The following is a 16,476-nucleotide window of genomic DNA, read 5'->3' as shown; positions in this document are numbered from 1 at the left end:
AATCCGGGGTTGTCCAGGATGGCGGAGGCCTGCGGCATCGGCTATGACGTGCTGCGCTGGACGCAGGAGTGGTACGTGCGGGAGGAGACGCTGCGTGAGGCACATGCCGGGCCGCTGCTGAGCGCGCGCTGGAATGAAGACCTGATCACCGAGTGCTGGCCCGATCTGCTGCGCATGGCCGGGTCGCTGAAGTATGGCCAGGCCACCGCGTCGCTGGTGGTGGGCAAGTGGTCGGCGGCCTCCCGGCAGAACACCCTGGCCGCTGCCTTGAAGGAGTGGGGCATGCTGCGCCGCACCTTGCATGCGGCGAAGTATCTGTCGGATCCGGCCCGGCCTACCGCAGGAAGATCGCCCGGCAGCTGAACAAGGGCGAGAGCCTGCACGCGCTGCGCCGGGACCTGCACTACGCCCAGCAGGGCACCGTCACCAAGCCGGCCTTGGCCGATCAGACCGATCAGGCGTGGTGTTTGACCGTGTTGACCAACGCCGTCACCACCTGGACCACAGAGTACTACTCGCTCGCCGTGCGGCAACTGCGGGCGACCAGCCGGGACGTGCCGGATGAGTTGCCGGCCCACATCTCTCCGGCGCACAGCGAGAACATCGACTTCTTCGGCGTGATCAATGTCGACGTGGAGGCGGAATTGGCCAAGCTGGATGGCGGCGGCTGGCGGCCACTGCGTCCGGTGGCTACGGAGATAGCTCTGATGTGATCGCCGCTTCCCGGCGCCTGGCCTGCGCGCCGCGCCGGTGTCCCCCGCCCAGCCTTGTGCGGGGCCCGGTCACTGCGGACGGGCGATTCGGTGCTGGCGCTGATCAAGGCGATGCCGGGCAACATCAGCCTGGAGTCGATGCTGCGTGAGATCGACAAGCTGACCGCGATCCGCGCGATCAGGGCTATCCGAGAACCTGTTCGCGGACGTGGCACCGAAGGTGCCGGCTCCTGGCGGGCGCGGGCTGCGGTCGAGTCGCCGTCGCATCTGCGATGCCGTGCGCGCAGTGGGAACCGATCTATCCGTGCACCGGGTAGTTGGCGCGGAACACGTTGTGCGGGTCACGGGCCCGCTTGATCTCCCGCAGCCGCGCGAGCGCGCTGCCGGAGAAGGACTTGGCCGCCGTGTCACCGGGGGACAGCAGGGTGTACGGCTTGTGGCCGCTGATGTAGGCCTCCAGGTCGGCCACGACCTCGGCCTGCTTGGCGCGCGTCGCGTCGGCCGCGTGCGGCAGGCCGAGACCCAGCAGGCCGAGCAGGTACGGCTCGGCCACCGCGCCGCTCGCACCGGCCCCGCCCTCCGGCTCGGCGAGCGCCCCGCCCAGGTGCCTGATCTGCAGGTTGATAAGCGGTTCGACCGGCTTGGCCAGCACGAGCTCCACCGCGTCCGCGTCCAGGCCGGTGAGCAGCTCCGCACGAGCGATGGACGGGGCCGGATCGGTGGGCTCGGCGGTGATGCCGCCCAGGTCGGCAACCGGGACGACGCCGCGGCTGTCGGAGATCGCGCCCTCGATCTTGTCGAGGCGCGCCAGCAGGTCCTCCCCCTGAGCCGCCTCACCCAGGTAAGCCAGATCCAGCGTCACCATCGGCGACGCGCCGGGTGGCTGGAGCCGGTTGATCCAGACACTGAGTTCACGCGGCGCCTCGGCGGTGATCTCCAGGAACGCGTCGTACACCTCCCTGGTCCGGTGCTCCGGCCAGATCACACGCCCGCCGTACAGGACTGGCACGGGATACAGCTCGAGTTCGAGGGCGGTCACCACCGCGAAGTCCCCGCCACCGCCGCGCAGCGCCCAGAACAGCTCGGGATCGGACTCGGCGCTCACCCGGCCCGGCTCGCCATCGGCGTCCACGATGTCGATAGCCCGCACGCTGTCGGAGGCGAAGCCGTACTTGCGGCTGAACCAGCCGACCCCACCGCCCAGGGTGTAGCCGGTCACGCTGACCCCCGGCGCGCTACCGGACAGGCCAGTCAGACCCAGCGGACCGGCCGCCGCCAGCACCTGCCCCCACTTCACACCCGCGCCCACCCGGACCACGCGCTCCTTGGCGCGTACCTCCACCTCGTTCAGCAGGCCGGTACGCAACAGGATCAGGCCTTCCACATCACCCGAGGCGCCATGCCCGCTCGGCTGCGCGGTCACCGTCAGACCCGCCCGCCGCGCGTAACGCACAAGCGCCGCCACGTCATCGGCATCCACGGCCTCCGCCACGGCCGCCACCGGCTGCCTGACGGTCAGATTCCACGCGGTGGCCGCCTGTTCAAAGCCGTCGTCACCGGGCAGGAGCACGCGCCCCTTGAGGACACCGCGCAAATCGTTGATCGTCATCGTCGTCTCCCTTTTCGAGTTCTCAGAAAATGCGAAGGAACACCGTGCCGCACTGCGGGAACGTCAGGCGGGCTGCGCGGCGGGCGCTGGGGTGGCGGTCTCTTGGGCCTTGCGCGCCTTGCTGGTCTCGCGGAGGATCAGCAACCCCGTGACCGCGATCAGCGCCGAGGTCAGGCCGTGGATGCCGAACGCGGCGGCCATGGAGCCGTGGTGGGCCAGCACGTTGACCATGTCGCCGAACGGGGCGACGGCCACCATCAGCAGGACCCAGCCCAGGGCGCGGCGGTGGCCCGTCACCAGCAGGATGCCCATGGCCAGGCCCATCGCGATTTCGCGGCTGCCCTTCACGATAGGAAAGCCGCTGTCGCCAGAGGGCCAGTTCGGCAGGCCCGGGAAGGACGTCCCGAGGGGCAGGACGAAGGACAACCCGAGGTAGAGGGTGAACAGGACGACGGCGGCGGCCAGGACGGTGTTGAGCTTCTTCTGCGACATGGTTGTTCTCCTTTGATGTTCAGACGGGGTCGGAGCAGGGTTCAGCCGCGGACACGGCGGATGTGGCGGGCGTAGCGGGGGCGGCCGATGACGTGCCAGATGACGCGGACCGGGGCGGGCAGGCCGCTGAGGACGATGGCGCGCTCGGCCGGGTTCGCGTCTTCCAGGACGGCGCCGAAGAGCGTGAGCAGGGTGAGCTTGGGAGTGTTGTTCACCAGGTGGTCGCCCAGGGAGGCCCACTCCTGTTGGGTGATGTGCTTGGCCGCGAGCGGGAGGAGGGTGGCCTCCTCGTCGTCGAGGTGTTCCAGCAGGACCGCGCGGTGCTCGGCGAGGGCGGCCACCAGGGTGTCGCGTTCGTCGGCGCCCGCGGTGGCCTCCCAGGCGGGGACCGCGGCGGCCAGTCTGGTCAGGGTGGCCGCGATGCGTTCGTGCTGGGCCTGCATGCGCAGGACGATGTCGGCCTCCAGGTCCACCCGGGCGAGCAGCGGCGGCCACAGCAGCTCGTCCTCGCCCTCGTGATGGTGGTGCAGGCCCAGCCGGTAGATGCGGAAGTGGTCGGCGATCACCTTGGCGCGAGCAGTGTCACCCGGGGCGACCGCCGCGACGAGGTCCACCAGCAGCCGTGTTTCACGGCGGAAGACGCGGTGCACGATCTCCATGTCCTGGGTATTGACGCTCATCTGTTCCTGTCCTTCATCGGTTGCGACGTGTTCAGGTTGCTCTCGGGTGTTTGGAGGGGGCTTGGAGCCGATTTGGAACAGCCCAAGTACTATGTCCGGATCATGGTTTTCATCCGCGTACTGGGCTCATTCGCCGCCGAGGTGAACGGTGAGCCCGTCCACCTCGGCGGGCCGCGGCAGCGCGGCGTACTGGCCCTGCTGGTGGCGGCGCGCGGGCAGGTCGTGCCGGTCGACCGGATGATCGAGGACCTGTGGCGCGGGGAGCCGCCCGCGCGGGCGCTGATGTCCTTGCAGGCGTACGTGTCCAACCTGCGCCGGCTGCTGGAGCCCGGCCGCCCGTCACGCACGCCGGCCCGGCTGCTGGTGAGCGCGGCGCCCGGCTATGCGCTGCGGCTGCCCCGCGAGTCGGTGGACGCGTGGCGGTTCGAGGACCTGCTCGACCAGGCCCGTACGGACACCGACCCGCGCGCCGCCCGGGCCCGGCTCGCCGAGGCATTGGGCCTGTGGCAGGGACCGGCGTTCGCCGAGGTCGCCGACGAGCCGTGGGCCGCCGCGGAGACGGCCCGGCTGAACGAGCTGCGCCTGGTCGCCACCGAACTGCACGTCGCGGCCGGTCTGCGCATCGGCGACCCCGCCGCGGTGGTTCCCGAGGCTGAGCGGCTCACCCGCGACGAGCCTCTGCGTGAGGAGGGCTGGCGGCTGCACGCCCTGGCCTTGTGGAGCAGTGGCCGCCAAGCCGACGCGCTGGCGACGCTCCGCCGCGTTCGCGGGATCTTCGCCGAGGAGCTCGGGCTCGACCCCGGCCCGGACCTGACGGCGTTGGAGGAGGCGATCCTCACCCAGCGCACGGACGTCCTTCACGCGTCCGTGTTCCTGCCACCGCCTGTTGTCCCGCTGCCGCAGACGGTTCCGATCACCGAGGCGCCGTTCGTCGGACGCCAGGAGGAGCTGGCGGCACTGGTCGCGGCCGCTGCCGAGGCCGCCGCCGACGGAGCGCGCATCGCCCTTGTCACCGGCGAGGCCGGACTCGGCAAGTCGACGCTTCTGGAACGCCTCGGCAGGCGGCTCGAACGTGACGGATGGCTGGTCGCCGTCGGCCACTGCTCGGAGGTCGACAGCGCGCCGCCCGCGTGGGCCTGGACTGAGGCGCTGAGAGGCGTTGCCGCGACCAGGTCCCCGGGCGAGTTCGCGGACGACCTCGCGCCGCTGCTCACCGACACCGAGCCGGTGAACGTCGACGCCACCGCGGGACGGTTCCGCCTGCGTCAGGCCGTGTGGAAGTGGCTCGCGGCCGTCGCCGCGGAAAGCCCGGTCGCCGTCGTGCTGGACGACCTGCACTGGGCGGACGCCGTCACGCTGGAGCTGCTCGGCGGCTGCCTCGGCATTCGGGCCCCCGTTCTGGTCGTGGCGGCTTACCGGGCGGACGAGAGCGGGCACCTCACCGAAACGCTGGCCTCGCTGGCGCGCGCCACGCCGCTGCGGCTCCCCCTGCCCGGCCTGGACGACGCGGCTGTCGCGCAGATCGTACGGAATGAGTGTGAGGCCGATGACGAGACCGTCGCCGGAATCGCCGAGCGCACCGGCGGCAACCCGTTCTATGTGCGGGAGAGCGCGCGGCTGCTGAACGGAGAGGGCGCGCTGGTCGCCCTCTCCGAGGTCCCCGAAGGCGTACGGGACGTGCTGCGGCGGCGCCTCGCACGGCTGCCCGAGGCAGGCGTGGCCGTGCTGCGACTGGCCGCGGTCGCAGGCCGGGAGAGCTCGGTGGACGTCCTCGTGGACGCCGCCGACACCGACGAGGAAGGCGTGCTGAACGCACTGGACGCAGGCGTGATCGCCGGGCTGCTGAGCGAGCCCGGCCCCGGACGGGTGCGGTTCGTCCACGCCCTCGTCCGCGACACCCTCATCGCCGGCGTCAGCCGCCTGCGGGCATCCCGCATGCACGCCCGCATCGCCGCCGCTCTGGAAGCCACCGGCGACATCCCGGCGCTCGCGCACCACTACGCGCGAGCCGGATCCCCCAAGGCCGTCGGCTACTGCCTCCGGGCCGCCGAACTGGCCGAAGCACGCTACGCCCACGACGTCGCAGCCGATCTCCTCACCGACGCGGTCGCGAACTCGACCGGCCCGGAGGAGCGCATAGACCTGCATGGCAGGCTGCTGCGGGCGCAGATCCGGGCCGGCGCCTTGCTTGCCGCGCGCCAGACCCGCCTGCAGGCCGTCGAGTACGCCGAGTCCCTGGGACGCGACGACTTGATGATCGCCGCGTTCACGGCCTGGACCGAGCCGACACCATGGCAGTCCCGCGAGTACGGCACGGTGGACCGGCCCATCGTCGACAGGCTGAGCCGCCTGCTCAAGCGCACCGACCTGGCCCCGGAGGCACGCAGCCACCTCCTCGCCGCCTACGCCGAAGAACTGGTCGGCGAGGACGACCCCACCGCCCTGGCGGCGGCCCGCGAGGCGCTCGACCTCGCCACCTCACCCCGCCTGCGGGCGGCGGCCCTCCAGGTCATTACCCGCGGCCACCGCGGCTTGCCCGAACGCGACAACCTCTGCCGCGAACTGGTGGCGATCGGCACCGAGCACGACCTGCCCGTCTATCGCGTCACCGGGCTGCTCAACCAGGCCAGCGCCGCCGCCGGGGCCAACGACCCGGCCACCATGCGCCGCGCGGCTGCCGAGGCGCTCGACCTCGCGCGCACCTACCGGCTGCCCGAAGCGATCGGCGTCGCCGAGGTGGTGCTGGCGACCCTGGCCCTCATCGAGGGCCGGTTCGCCGACGCCGAACGGCTCTACACCGAGGCCGCCGACGGCATGCGGCGCGCCGGATCCCTGCACGCCGTCGGCTTCCTCCGCCTCGCGCTGGCCGCGATCTGGGTGAACAACGGCACGCTCGGCGAGCACCTGGAGGAGGTGCGCGCCTTCCACGAGGCGTTCGGCCCGATCGCCTCCGACCTGCTGGTCCTCGCCCTGCACGCCAACGGCCTGATCGACGAAGCCCGCCGGGTACGCACCTCGGACCCGATCCGGCCCGACTACTTCTTCACCTTCCTCACGACCGTCCGCGCGATGGCCGCCATCGCCCTGGACGACCGCGCCGCGGCCGAGGAGATCTACGCGACGCTGCTTGCGCGCTGCGACGGCCCCCCGCCGGACGCCACGAGCCTGTCCGTGGAGCTGCGCCCGGTCGCCTACACCCTCGGCGAGCTGGCCGTCTTCCTCGGCCACGACGACGAGGCCGCCGCCCACTTCGCTCAGGCCGCCACCATCGCCGACCGGTGGAACGCACCTCATTGGGCCGCCGAGGCCCGGTTGCGAACGACCACCTAGTCTCTGCCCATGGCGACGCCACATCTGTGACACAGAACTTGCATTATCTGTCACGTGGGCGGCCTTAGGGCCGTGTCCGCCCAGCTCGGCGTCTGCCGCCACGACGGCGACTCGGCTACATTATGTGTCACATCGCCTGCCCGGAGGACGTCCGTGTCCGTCGTCCTTCCCCGGCCGCCGGGCCCCCGCCCGCCTCGTCGATGACGGCCGCGGTCGAGCGCTTCCTGGAGTCGGTGCAGGCGGCCACCACCCGCGCCGGCTACGCCGAGACCCTCGCCCGCCTGACCGCCGTGACCGGGCCTCAGTATCCGGTCGCCGCGCCCGGGTCGTGTCCAAGGGCGGCGCGATCGAGTACGTGCACTGGGCCACCCCCACCGCCCGGCTGCTGCCCCGCCTGCTGGCCGGCCACACCCGCAGAACCTGCTCGGCATCGCGCTCGCGCTGGCTCCACAGCGGCCGCCGTCCTTGGCCGTAGCCGAACCTCGGCTCGTCATCGCCCATGATCCCACCGTAGACGCCTCGCGACTGCCGTCCAGGCCCTGTGTATCGCCGCAGGTCAGGCAAATCTGTTGGAAATTTCCCCGGGACTACAGCGAGGCCGTTTGACGCTCAGCCGACCGAGCCTGGCGAACTGCCCGATCGGCAGCAGTTCCTCGTCTATGCCCCAGCATGGACTCTTCCAATATGGGAGAGTCCAGCCGCGTATCCTTGATCAGCCGGAACCGCGCTGATAGCCGACATCGATGTGGGCCTCGATGCCGAGTCCACTGCCACCCTGACCAGCCAGGTGGCCAGGGTCTATTTCACTTGGAATCCAGGCATCGCCGCTTCGGTGCCTAAGGTGATGAGCAGGTGCGACTTGCCGGTGCCGGAGTCGCCGATCAGTCGGGCTGTGCCCGTGATCGCCAGGTGTGCTGAACGGCCACCCCTCCTGTACGGCGGGCTTCTGCCTGAGCTTCCTTGCGGCTGAGTCGGCGTCGGTCGACGCAACGCCACTTCAGCGTTCGGCGGGATGGAAGTCGTAGGGCTTGGAGTCGTACACGTAGTAGACGCAGTCGGCACCCAGAGCACACTTGCCCCAGTGCACCGCCTTCGATGGGTAATACAGGTAATCGCCTGCACCGACCCGATAGGTCTTGCGTCCCTCCACGTGCCACAGCATGACCCCCGAGACTCCGACGACGCGCTCTGGGCTGGTGTGCCAGTGCGGGGAGAAGGGAGTGCCGGCCTTGAGAGTGAACATCGCCTCCGAAGGGCCGGTCTTCGGATCGCCCTTCAATTGGACGAATGTGCATCCCTTCAGTCCTTCGCAGGGCGATCCATCCTCCTTGTGAGAGTGGTAGATGACTTGGCCGGCGGCCTGTGCGGGGCGCGACTCGGCGAGCGAACTAGCCGTTCCGCTCGCCAGCATGGCCAGTGAACTGGCCATGCTGGCCAGAATCAGTTTCTTGAGCATGACTTACCCTCTGCTGCGAGAATCCGAGAAGCGGACTATGGTCCGAATATGGTCGCAAGTTATCGGACTGCGGTCCGGTTAGTCAAGCCGTGATCCGTCGGCGGGGCAAGCGGAGTGGTCATGAGCTAGAGGGCGTCGTCCCACCGGTGCATTCCCGAGGAGCTCATCTGGTGTGATCGGCGCGCCGGAGCCACGATGGCTCGCGACGGGCCTGGAGGACCTGCTGCGCCGCGTGCCCCATTGACGAGTTCACCCATCAGATCCTGCTCAAATGGCTCGACTACCGTCGCACCCGCTGGCCGAGCACAGTCAATCCTCACCTGTGGATCGACCAGATGAGCGCCCACGGCGTCGGTCTCGTATCCAAGATCTATTCCGCTTAGAAGCTGCGCGGTCAGGCTGCGGCACTTGAACGCCTTCACGTTGATCAGCAGCTCGAAGAAGCCCTCGCGCATGGCCCGGACCCGCTCCCCCTCGCTGCGGTGTTCGGTCTCGACCCCAAGACCGCTATCCGCTATCCGCTATCCGCTGTGCCGAGAACGCCCGCGCCCTGCTGGCCACCGCAGCTGAAGAGCAAGACCCCGCCAGTCGCGGCGAACCCAGGGGTCGAAATGGGTCATGAGGCATGAAGATCCATCGGTTCCGTCCGACGAACCGTCAATTCAGTGAACTCTGGGACTTCCAGGCCCTTGAGCAGGAACCGAACGACCAGTCGCGTCAGCGAGCCGTCGGGGCTCGGGTTACCAATACTGGCCGTTCCGATGCGGTCGGGTCCAGGGTGTGAGTGTGGATGTGGACCGGCAGGGTGTGATCAGCTGCACTGGGTGCCCTGCGGAGCCGCGTCAGCGCACACGGCGCAGTGCCTCGCCGATGATCGCCACGGCTTCGCCGATGGCGGTCGGGGTGCTCGCGGCGTAGCCGAGCACGAGCCCCGGGCGGCCGGGGCATTGCCGGTGCCACGAGAGCGGCTGCACCTTCACCCCGCACGCGAGCGACGCGGCGGCGAGGTCAACGTCGGAAAACCCGGCGTCGAATGTGATCGTCAGGTGCAGGCCCGCTGCGGCGCCGTGGACCGCCGCGTCCGGTAGCTGTGCTCTGATCGCGTCGATCATGGCGTCCCGACGGCGGCGGTGGCGTCCGCGCAGCAGTCGCAGATGGCGTTCCATCTCCCCCGACTCCATCAGGCGGGCCAGTATCAGTTGCGGCAGTGTTGCGTTGCCGAGGTCGGCAAACCGCTTGGCGGCCACGACGGCGTCCCGATACCGCGGCGGCGCGAGGACCCATCCGATCCTCAGCGCCGGCGCCAGTAGCTTGGACACGCTCCCGGCGTAGCAGACGCGCTCGCCGAGCGCCGACCGTAGCGCCGGAACCGGAGGCCGGTCATAACGGTGCTCGGCGTCGTAGTCGTCCTCGATGATCAGGCCGCCGTCATCGACCCACCGCATCAGCTCGCGGCGCCGATCGCCGCCGAGCACCACGCCTGTCGGGAACTGATGCGCCGGCGTGAGCAGGACAGCCGGTGCGCCTGTCGCGCGCAGCGCGCCGACCTCTATCCCGTCGGCGTCGACCGGCACCGGTGGGGTGACCAGCCGCCGGTTGTGCAGGTGCTGGCGGGCGCCCAGCGATCCGGGATCCTCCACCGCCACCTCGCGGATCCCGGCCTCGGCGAGCATCTCGGCGAACAGTCCGAGCGCCTGAGCGGTGCCGGCGGTGATGATCACATCTGCCGGGTTGACGAGGATCCCGCGGTTGCGGGCCAGCCAGTTCGCCACGGCGACGCGCAACGCCGGGGTTCCGCGCGGATCTCCGTATCCAAGGGCGGAGAATGCCAGGTCGGCGAGCAGTGAGCGTTCGGCACGCAGCCACGCTGACCGCGGGAAGGCGGCCAGGTCGGGCACGCCCGGTGACAGGTCGATCCGCGCTGCGGCCGCCCGCAGCAAGTCGAAGACCTCGACGCCGGGCGACGCCGTGAACACCGCGTCCTCCGGCACCACGTCCGCCGGAAGGGACGGCGGCCGCGCCGGTGGCGTCCGGCCCGGAGCGCCGACGACGATCGTCCCCTTCCGGCGGCGCCCTGCGACATAGCCTTCCTCGTTCAAACGCTGGTAGGCCTCGGTGACGACGCCGCGGGACACGCTGAGATCCCGCGCGAGCACCCTGCTCGCAGGCAACCTGCTCCCCACGGTCAGGCGGCCGTCGCAGATCGCCGACCGCAATCGGTCGGTGAGCCATTCGGACAGCCCACCGACGGGCGCGTCCTCGACGTTCAGCTGGAGGAAATCGGAGCCGGCCTTTATGGCCCTCTCGACGAGGTCTTCATTGGACCTGTTCATGAGGCCATTGTGGCGGCAGAGTTCCGGTCACGAGAACGGCCATCACCAGAGCCCATCAGGAGGACCACCTTGAGCATCGCGTTCCTGGTCACCACGCTCATCGTGGTCGCCACGCCTGGCACCGGGGCGATCTACACACTGTCGGCGGGGCTATCGCACGGCCGCCGCGCGAGCGTCGTCGCCGCGATCGGATGCACGCTGGGCATCGTTCCCCACATGGTGGCGGCGATCACCGGCATGGCGGCGCTGCTGCACACCAGCGAGACGGCGTTCCAGCTCGTCAAGTACCTGGGCGTGGCCTACCTGCTGTACATGGCGTGGGCCACGCTGAAGGACACAGATCCGATCGTCGCCGAGGAGGAAACCACGCCGCTCCCAGCCGGACGCGTGATCGCCTCCGGCATCTTGATCAACCTTCTCAACCCGAAGCTAACCATCTTCTTCTTCGCCTTCCTGCCGCAGTTCGTCGACACCGGCGAGCCGGGGTACGTGCTGCGGATGCTGGAACTCAGCGCCGTGTTCATGCTGGCCACACTCGCGATCTTCGCCGTTTATGGCGTCTTTGCTGCCTCGGTACGGGACCGCGTGATCGCGCGGCCGCGGCTGATGGCCTGGCTGCGCAGGGGCTTCGCCGGATCATTCGTCGCCCTCGGCGCCAAGCTCGCGCTCGCCGTCCGATGACCGCCGAGCCCACGACGGAGCCGAACATGTACTTCCAGCATTCGGACGAGATCTGGTCTGAGCACCCCGAGCTCGTCGCCGGCGTGCTCGTCGCCACGGGGATCACCGCCGACGCGGTCGTCGAGCCCCGGATCGAGGCGTTCAACATGCTCGCCAAGGCGCGGCTCGCGGCGGGCACGGAGGCCGACCTGCCCGAGATCCAGGCCTGGCGGCGCACCTTTTCGAAGATGGGACTCAAGCCAACGCGGTATCGATGCGCCTCGGAGTCACTGCTGCGGCGCTTCCGCAAGGAAGGCGCACTGCCGCGGATCCACCCGTTGGTCGACCTCTGCAACGCCGCCTCACTCGCCTTCGCGATCCCGGTGGCCGCGCTGGACGTCGCCAGGATCTCCGGGCACCTCGAAGTCCGGCTTGCGGCTGGCGACGAGAAGTACCTGACACTGTCGGGAGAGCTGGAAAACCCAGAACCGGGAGAGGTGACCTTCGTCGACGCCGCGGGGCACGCCCACGCCCGGCGATGGACGAACCGGCAGAGCGGCCACTCGGCCGTTCGCGACAAGACCCATACGGCCTTGATCATCGCGGAGGGGCTGCACTCCTCGGCGGCCAAGGACGTCCCGGACCTCATTGCCGCGCTGACGGACGCGTTGAGCAGCGTCTGGCCGATCTCGATGCCGACCGCGACGTTGAGCCGCTCCGCGCCGCGCTTTGACTTCGCCATCCAGCCAAGCGGGGCGGGAGACGAGACGCAACACTGACCGACCCGTACCGGCAAGATGTAGCGGACCTGTGGCCCGTCTTCTGCGACGGGCGGCCGATCGCGCCGTTTGCTACCTCTGTCCATTTGGCAGGGAGGGGCTCATACGTGGCGTCCACGGGGTCGCCGAGCGAACGAACTCCCTGCTGAAGCCCACCTCCAGGGCGCTCCGCCGAGTCAGTCTCGACCTTCGGCGGATCGGTGCCATCCTCAAAGCCGCCCAAGTTCTCCTCCACCTCGAACATCGGGTGTCGGTAACGGGGGTCCCGGTAGCAATCGCGGAAAAAACAACGAATCCGTCTCTGACCTGCGTCGCAGCCAAGCAGTTGTGGGGGGTGGTCGGTCCAACTACGGTCGCGTCGTCGGCATCGTCGGCCTGTCGCATACCGGCCGGCGGGTGGCACACCTGCTGCGGTCCTTCGACCTCACCGTGCTCGCGAGCGACCCCTACGCCACCGAGGCGGACGCCCAGGCCCTCGGCACGACCCTCGTTCCGCTGCCCGACCTGCTGCACCGCAGCGACATCGTGCCCCTGCACGCGCCGTCGCTGCCCGAGACCCGGAACCTGCTGAACGCCGACCGCCTCGCGCTGCTCCCCGACCACGCCACGGTCATCAACACCGCCCGAGGCAGCCTGATCGACACCGGCGCGCTCACCGCCGAATGCGTGAGCGGGCGGCTCAGCGCGATCCTCGACGTCACCGACCCCGAACCGCTGCCGGTCGACTCACCGCTGTTCGGGCTGCCCAACGTGCAGCTCACGCCGCACATCGCCAGCGCCATGGGCACGGAGGTCCATCGCCTCGCCGAGGCCGCCCTCGACGAACTCGAGCGGTACGCCAAGGGGCTGCCTCCGGCGTACCCGAACCATATGCGCGACCTCGCCCGCATCGCATAACGCGCCCCGCAGCCGGACGAAGATCTCCGGTGGCAGAATCTCCAGGATGACAATCCCCGACACCGTCGGTCATATATGGCGCACCAGTGTCCTGTTGCAGAGCACCCGATGGACGGTACGGCACCTGGCCCGCCTGGCGGGGCCCGCCCTCATCGCGTCGCTACCGGCGGCCATCGTGGTACCTGGCGGCCATGCCGCTGGTCGGGGATGCGGGCGGCCTGGTCAACGGGCAGTTCGCGCTGCTGTCCGCGCTCCCTGGACCGTTGGTGGGCTGGACGGTCGCGATGGGGGTCGTCTCGATGCTCGCGCACGCCGTGGTGCTGCCCGCGGCTGTGCTGATGGCGGCGGGGCTGATGCTCGACCGCTCCGTGTCGCCGTCCGCCGCGTTGCGGCGCGCGCCCGCCATGCTCGCGGCCGGTGCGATCATGCTGCTCGGATGGGCGGCGATCGTGGCCGCCGGGCTCGGCGTGGCGTGGGCGACCGCTCAGTCCTGCCTGTCGATCTTCGTCATGGTGGGGCTCGCGGTGTTCGCGGCGCCGTTCCTGCTGGCCGTGCCGGCCGTGATCCTTGAAGGGCGTTCGGGATGGCGGGCGCTCGGCCGCGGCTACGGCCGCCTGGTCCTGACCGCCTGGAACGCGGACCCCCAGGTCCGGGGCCGCCTGGGGAACGCCGTCCGGCTCGGCCTGCTGATCTGCGACGGCAACGGGTGCGTGCCCCCGGCGGGCGGCAAGCCGCTGTCCGAGCCCACCTTCGACCCGCAAGGCAGCTCCGTGGCCCTCGCCGTACGCCCGGACGGCGGCCTGGTCGTCGTGGAGACGCGCCGGAACGAGAGGCCGGCGGACCGGCCTCCGTCCGAGCCCGGGTCGGAGACGGTCCTGTTCACGTTCTGCGACGATCCGGCCTGTTACCGGCCCGAGCGGAAGATGGCCGCCGAACTGGAGTCGCCCTTCGACGACAGCGGTTATCGCAGCCTGGCGGTGGCGGTCGCGCGGACGACCGTCCGGTGGCCGCGCGGCTCAACTCCAGGAACGGCGCCCTGTCCATGATCACCTGCGCCGACGCGGACTGCACGACGCCGCACGTGACGACGGCCCGGGACGGCCGGGACACGGAACCTTCGTACGAGAGCCGAGCGAATGGGCCCTCAAGGTCACCACGGTGCTCAACGCGAGGATCCTCACCGGGCCCCGGCCGGAACCCCTGGCACGCTGATCACACCAGTCCGCAGGACCGCCAGGCGATCGGCACGCGCGGCGACCACTGCCCGCCGTCGCCGCGCACCACCACGTACGCGGTGAGCGGCGCCGCGAACGAGCTGCCACCGCACAGGACCCGCCCCGTGTCGACCGAGTAGTTGCCCGCCGGTCCGTTACCGCCCGGCTGCGCCGTGGCCCGGCCCTGCCACAGCACCCGGTCATCCGAGGCGCGCCTGACCTGGACGGCGACCTGGGTGCCCGGCGTCAGGTAGTAGCCGCGGACGCCCACGGTCTGGTACGGCCCCTCGTTGGTGGTGGAGCAGCTTTCACCGTCGCACGAGGGCCCGTTACCGGCGTGGTTGCGCTTCACCATGACGACCCAGGCGAGCCTGCGGGCCGCGCTGCCGTTGTCCTGCCGCGCCTGGGAGCGGGAGCTGGGGACCACGCACCGGTAGTCACCGGTGTACGCCTCCCGCCAGACGAACCCGGTCGTGCACGCGTGCCAGACGCCGGAGGCGTTCTCCGACCGCGTACGGTCGCGTACGGACGGGTCCACGCAGACGTGGTCGCTGGGCCGCGCGCCGCGCCAGACGTACCCGCTGGCGCAGGTGTCAGGGGCGAACGCCGTCTCGGCGGCGGCTCCCGTGACCCCGAGCACCGACATCGCCAGGCATCCCGACGCGGTCATCGCCGCGAGCTTGCCGGAACGTGTGAGCATGTTCTTCCTCTGGGAGAGATCAAGGAACGGATCGCGGGCGGGCACTCCCAGCCCCGTGATCGCATCCTGTCCCGCGGCCCACCGCCGGACATGAGTAGCCCCTACTCATATTCGGCTCTCCGGAGTGGGCCCTTGCTCAGGCCGCCACGACCGGCGCGACCCCTGCCTGGAGCACGGCCCCGTACTACCCGTGGTTCGTGGACGGCGAGTAGAGCATCGACACCGGGCGGGTGGCGGCGTCGAACGACGCCGCTGCCCCGGTCGCACCCATCCCGCTGACCCCCCACGGCTCGTAGACCATGTTGACGCCACCGTGTTGCCACTCGTTGATCCACACGAGAGCGGCGTTGATCTCCCTGCAGCGCCGCAGGTTCTCGGGGGTCGAGGAATAGACCGTCGCCGCGAGTCCGAAGCTTGTGGTGTTGGCCAGGTCGATGGCTTCGGCGAAGGAGTCGACCACGGTGACGGGGGCGACCGGCCCGAAGGTCTCCTCTTTCATGATGCGCATGTCCGAGGTGACCTCGGTCAGCACCGTCGCGGGGTAGAAGTATCCGGGCCGGTCTGGTTGCCCGCCACCGCAGAGCAGCGTCGCCCCGCGGTCGACGGCTTCGTGGACGTGGTCGTGCACGATCCTCCTCTGGGTGTCGTCGACCAGTGGTCCCAGGCCCGGGGAGTAGGGGTCGTCGCTCATCGTCCAGCCTTCGGCTTCGGCCACGAGGGCGGCGATGAACTCGTCCGCGACCGCGCGGTGCACGTAGATCCGCTCCGACGATGTGCAGATCTGTCCGCTGTTGAGGAACGTCGACGTCGCGACCGCCTTGGCGGTGGCGGCCACGTCGACGTCGGCGTCGACGAGGACGGGGTCGTTCCCTCCCAGTTCCAGGATCGTTCGCTGAAGGCGCTTGGCCGCGGCGACGGCGACGCTGCGGCCCGCCTCGACAGACCCGGTGAAGTGCACCAGCTTGACCGCCTCATGCTCGGCCAAGGGCTTGCCGGCGCGCGCGTCGCCCAGGAGAAGGTTCACCACGCCTGCCGGAAGGTCGCACAGCTCGACGAGCCGGGCCGCGGACAGCGGCGCCTTCTCCGAGGGCTTGATCACCACTGTGTTGCCGGCGGCGAGCAGGGGGCCCAGGGCTCCCAGGATCGAGGTCACCGTGAAGTTCCAGGGCACGATGAGTGCCAGCACGCCCAGCGGCTCACGGATGACCACTGTCCGTCCGGACTCGCCCGGAGCTGTGACGTCGGCGACGAACGGATAGGACCGCGCCCGCTCGATGCCGAGCCGGAACGAGGCGATTCCGCCCGCGATGAACTGCTCGGCGAGCGGGACAGGCTTGCCCATCTCCCGGTTCTCGAGTTCCGCCAGCTCACGCACATGCCGTTCGAGGAGGTCGGCGGTGCGGCTCAGCCGGCCGAGGCGGTCCTCGAGGTCGAGCCTCGCCCAGCCCGCGTGCGCGGCCTGCGCCGACTCCACCGCCGCCGCGGCGTCGGCGGCCGATCCGGCCGGAATCAGTGCGACGACCTGTTCGGTGGCCGGGTTGACGACGCTGCGGAGTTCCGGGTCCGCGGCTTCGACCGGGGTGCCGTCGATGATGTTGCTCAGGCGCTTCATC

The 16,476-nt window shown here is 70.1% G+C and carries 16 protein-coding genes and 1 pseudogene; 9 read left to right on the top strand and 8 right to left on the bottom strand.

Going from position 1 to position 16,476, the window contains the following annotated elements; all coding sequences use genetic code 11:
• On the top strand, positions 1-363 hold a 363-nt coding region (locus ACGFJ2_RS57580), incomplete at its 5' end, for a Tn3 family transposase (protein ID WP_393483643.1).
• The gene (locus ACGFJ2_RS57575) at positions 276-713 is read left to right on the top strand and encodes a Tn3 family transposase (RefSeq protein ID WP_358203072.1); all 438 of its coding nucleotides are present in this window, start codon (positions 276-278) and stop codon (positions 711-713) included. The genes ACGFJ2_RS57580 and ACGFJ2_RS57575, both read left to right, overlap by 88 nt.
• Before the next feature lie 298 nt (positions 714-1,011).
• Here ACGFJ2_RS57575 and ACGFJ2_RS57570 read toward each other — a convergent pair whose 3' ends face one another.
• The 3 genes from ACGFJ2_RS57570 to ACGFJ2_RS57560 form a co-directional block, all read right to left on the bottom strand.
• Positions 1,012-2,322 (bottom strand): FAD-binding oxidoreductase, encoded by a 1,311-nt coding sequence (locus ACGFJ2_RS57570; protein WP_393483640.1) that lies wholly within the window; start codon positions 2,320-2,322, stop codon positions 1,012-1,014.
• Positions 2,323-2,385: 63 nt separating this feature from the next.
• Entirely contained in the window at positions 2,386-2,814 is a 429-nt protein-coding gene (locus ACGFJ2_RS57565; protein ID WP_357961166.1) for a DUF4267 domain-containing protein, read from the bottom strand.
• A 41-nt stretch (positions 2,815-2,855) separates the two neighbouring features.
• Positions 2,856-3,494, bottom strand: coding sequence for a hemerythrin domain-containing protein (locus ACGFJ2_RS57560; RefSeq protein WP_225302058.1), 639 nt, complete (start codon positions 3,492-3,494; stop codon positions 2,856-2,858).
• Between the two features lie 72 nt (positions 3,495-3,566).
• On the opposite strand from ACGFJ2_RS57560, the gene ACGFJ2_RS57555 reads away from it, so the two are divergent.
• Positions 3,567-6,824: a BTAD domain-containing putative transcriptional regulator gene (locus ACGFJ2_RS57555; RefSeq protein ID WP_393483636.1), complete on the top strand. Its 3,258-nt coding sequence runs from the start codon at positions 3,567-3,569 to the stop codon at positions 6,822-6,824.
• A 328-nt stretch (positions 6,825-7,152) separates the two neighbouring features.
• Complete coding sequence (locus ACGFJ2_RS57550) at positions 7,153-7,299, top strand: hypothetical protein (protein WP_393483634.1); 147 nt, start codon at positions 7,153-7,155, stop codon at positions 7,297-7,299.
• 522 nt (positions 7,300-7,821) lie between these two features.
• Here ACGFJ2_RS57550 and ACGFJ2_RS57545 read toward each other — a convergent pair.
• The 3 genes from ACGFJ2_RS57545 to ACGFJ2_RS57535 form a co-directional block, all read right to left on the bottom strand.
• Positions 7,822-8,280, bottom strand: a complete 459-nt coding sequence (locus ACGFJ2_RS57545; protein ID WP_393483631.1) for a cupin domain-containing protein — start codon at positions 8,278-8,280, stop codon at positions 7,822-7,824.
• Positions 8,281-8,405: 125 nt separating this feature from the next.
• Positions 8,406-8,735 (bottom strand): hypothetical protein, encoded by a 330-nt coding sequence (locus ACGFJ2_RS57540; protein ID WP_357961179.1) that lies wholly within the window; start codon positions 8,733-8,735, stop codon positions 8,406-8,408.
• 387 nt (positions 8,736-9,122) lie between these two features.
• Entirely contained in the window at positions 9,123-10,613 is a 1,491-nt protein-coding gene (locus ACGFJ2_RS57535; RefSeq protein WP_393483628.1) for a PLP-dependent aminotransferase family protein, read from the bottom strand.
• Positions 10,614-10,682: 69 nt separating this feature from the next.
• Between ACGFJ2_RS57535 and ACGFJ2_RS57530 the strand changes: the two genes are divergently transcribed.
• From ACGFJ2_RS57530 to ACGFJ2_RS57510, 5 genes and pseudogenes are all read left to right on the top strand, one after another.
• Complete coding sequence (locus ACGFJ2_RS57530) at positions 10,683-11,294, top strand: LysE family translocator (protein WP_358203127.1); 612 nt, start codon at positions 10,683-10,685, stop codon at positions 11,292-11,294.
• Between the two features lie 26 nt (positions 11,295-11,320).
• Complete coding sequence (locus ACGFJ2_RS57525) at positions 11,321-12,052, top strand: B3/4 domain-containing protein (protein ID WP_393483625.1); 732 nt, start codon at positions 11,321-11,323, stop codon at positions 12,050-12,052.
• Positions 12,053-12,152: 100 nt separating this feature from the next.
• A pseudogene (locus ACGFJ2_RS57520) lies at positions 12,153-12,296 on the top strand (IS5/IS1182 family transposase); the annotation flags it as partial.
• An 83-nt stretch (positions 12,297-12,379) separates the two neighbouring features.
• Positions 12,380-12,949 (top strand): NAD(P)-dependent oxidoreductase, encoded by a 570-nt coding sequence (locus tag ACGFJ2_RS57515; protein ID WP_393483622.1) that lies wholly within the window; start codon positions 12,380-12,382, stop codon positions 12,947-12,949.
• A 191-nt stretch (positions 12,950-13,140) separates the two neighbouring features.
• Complete coding sequence (locus ACGFJ2_RS57510) at positions 13,141-13,995, top strand: hypothetical protein (RefSeq protein ID WP_393483620.1); 855 nt, start codon at positions 13,141-13,143, stop codon at positions 13,993-13,995.
• 166 nt (positions 13,996-14,161) lie between these two features.
• Here the strand turns inward: ACGFJ2_RS57510 and ACGFJ2_RS57505 are convergent, their stop codons facing one another.
• Together ACGFJ2_RS57505 and ACGFJ2_RS57500 are read right to left on the bottom strand one after the other, a co-directional pair.
• The gene (locus ACGFJ2_RS57505; protein ID WP_357961191.1) at positions 14,162-14,863 is read right to left on the bottom strand and encodes a hypothetical protein; all 702 of its coding nucleotides are present in this window, start codon (positions 14,861-14,863) and stop codon (positions 14,162-14,164) included.
• 184 nt (positions 14,864-15,047) lie between these two features.
• On the bottom strand, positions 15,048-16,475 hold the full coding sequence (locus ACGFJ2_RS57500; protein ID WP_357961193.1) for an aldehyde dehydrogenase family protein: 1,428 nt from the start codon (positions 16,473-16,475) through the stop codon (positions 15,048-15,050).
• Between the last annotated feature and the right edge of the window lies 1 nt (position 16,476).

The sequence above is a fragment of the Nonomuraea sp. NPDC049028 genome, from assembly GCF_043197735.1.
Classification (GTDB): Bacteria; Actinomycetota; Actinomycetes; order Streptosporangiales; family Streptosporangiaceae; genus Nonomuraea.
The sequence above is the reverse complement of the archived record's forward strand: the minus strand, read 5'-3'. Positions and strand labels throughout refer to the sequence as shown.

What these genes read in the sequence shown, in the direction of transcription:
- ACGFJ2_RS57565 (WP_357961166.1), bottom strand. Translation starts at nt 2,814, where the DNA reads ATGTCGCAGAAGAAGCTCAACACCGTCCTGGCCGCCGCCGTCGTCCTG.
- ACGFJ2_RS57535 (WP_393483628.1), bottom strand. Translation starts at nt 10,613, where the DNA reads ATGAACAGGTCCAATGAAGACCTCGTCGAGAGGGCCATAAAGGCCGGC.
- ACGFJ2_RS57560 (WP_225302058.1), bottom strand. Translation starts at nt 3,494, where the DNA reads ATGAGCGTCAATACCCAGGACATGGAGATCGTGCACCGCGTCTTCCGC.
- ACGFJ2_RS57540 (WP_357961179.1), bottom strand. Translation starts at nt 8,735, where the DNA reads ATGCGCGAGGGCTTCTTCGAGCTGCTGATCAACGTGAAGGCGTTCAAG.
- ACGFJ2_RS57570 (WP_393483640.1), bottom strand. Translation starts at nt 2,322, where the DNA reads ATGACGATCAACGATTTGCGCGGTGTCCTCAAGGGGCGCGTGCTCCTG.
- ACGFJ2_RS57545 (WP_393483631.1), bottom strand. Translation starts at nt 8,280, where the DNA reads ATGCTCAAGAAACTGATTCTGGCCAGCATGGCCAGTTCACTGGCCATG.
- ACGFJ2_RS57510 (WP_393483620.1), top strand. Translation starts at nt 13,141, where the DNA reads ATGCCGCTGGTCGGGGATGCGGGCGGCCTGGTCAACGGGCAGTTCGCG.
- ACGFJ2_RS57500 (WP_357961193.1), bottom strand. Translation starts at nt 16,475, where the DNA reads ATGAAGCGCCTGAGCAACATCATCGACGGCACCCCGGTCGAAGCCGCG.
- ACGFJ2_RS57505 (WP_357961191.1), bottom strand. Translation starts at nt 14,863, where the DNA reads ATGCTCACACGTTCCGGCAAGCTCGCGGCGATGACCGCGTCGGGATGC.
- ACGFJ2_RS57525 (WP_393483625.1), top strand. Translation starts at nt 11,321, where the DNA reads ATGTACTTCCAGCATTCGGACGAGATCTGGTCTGAGCACCCCGAGCTC.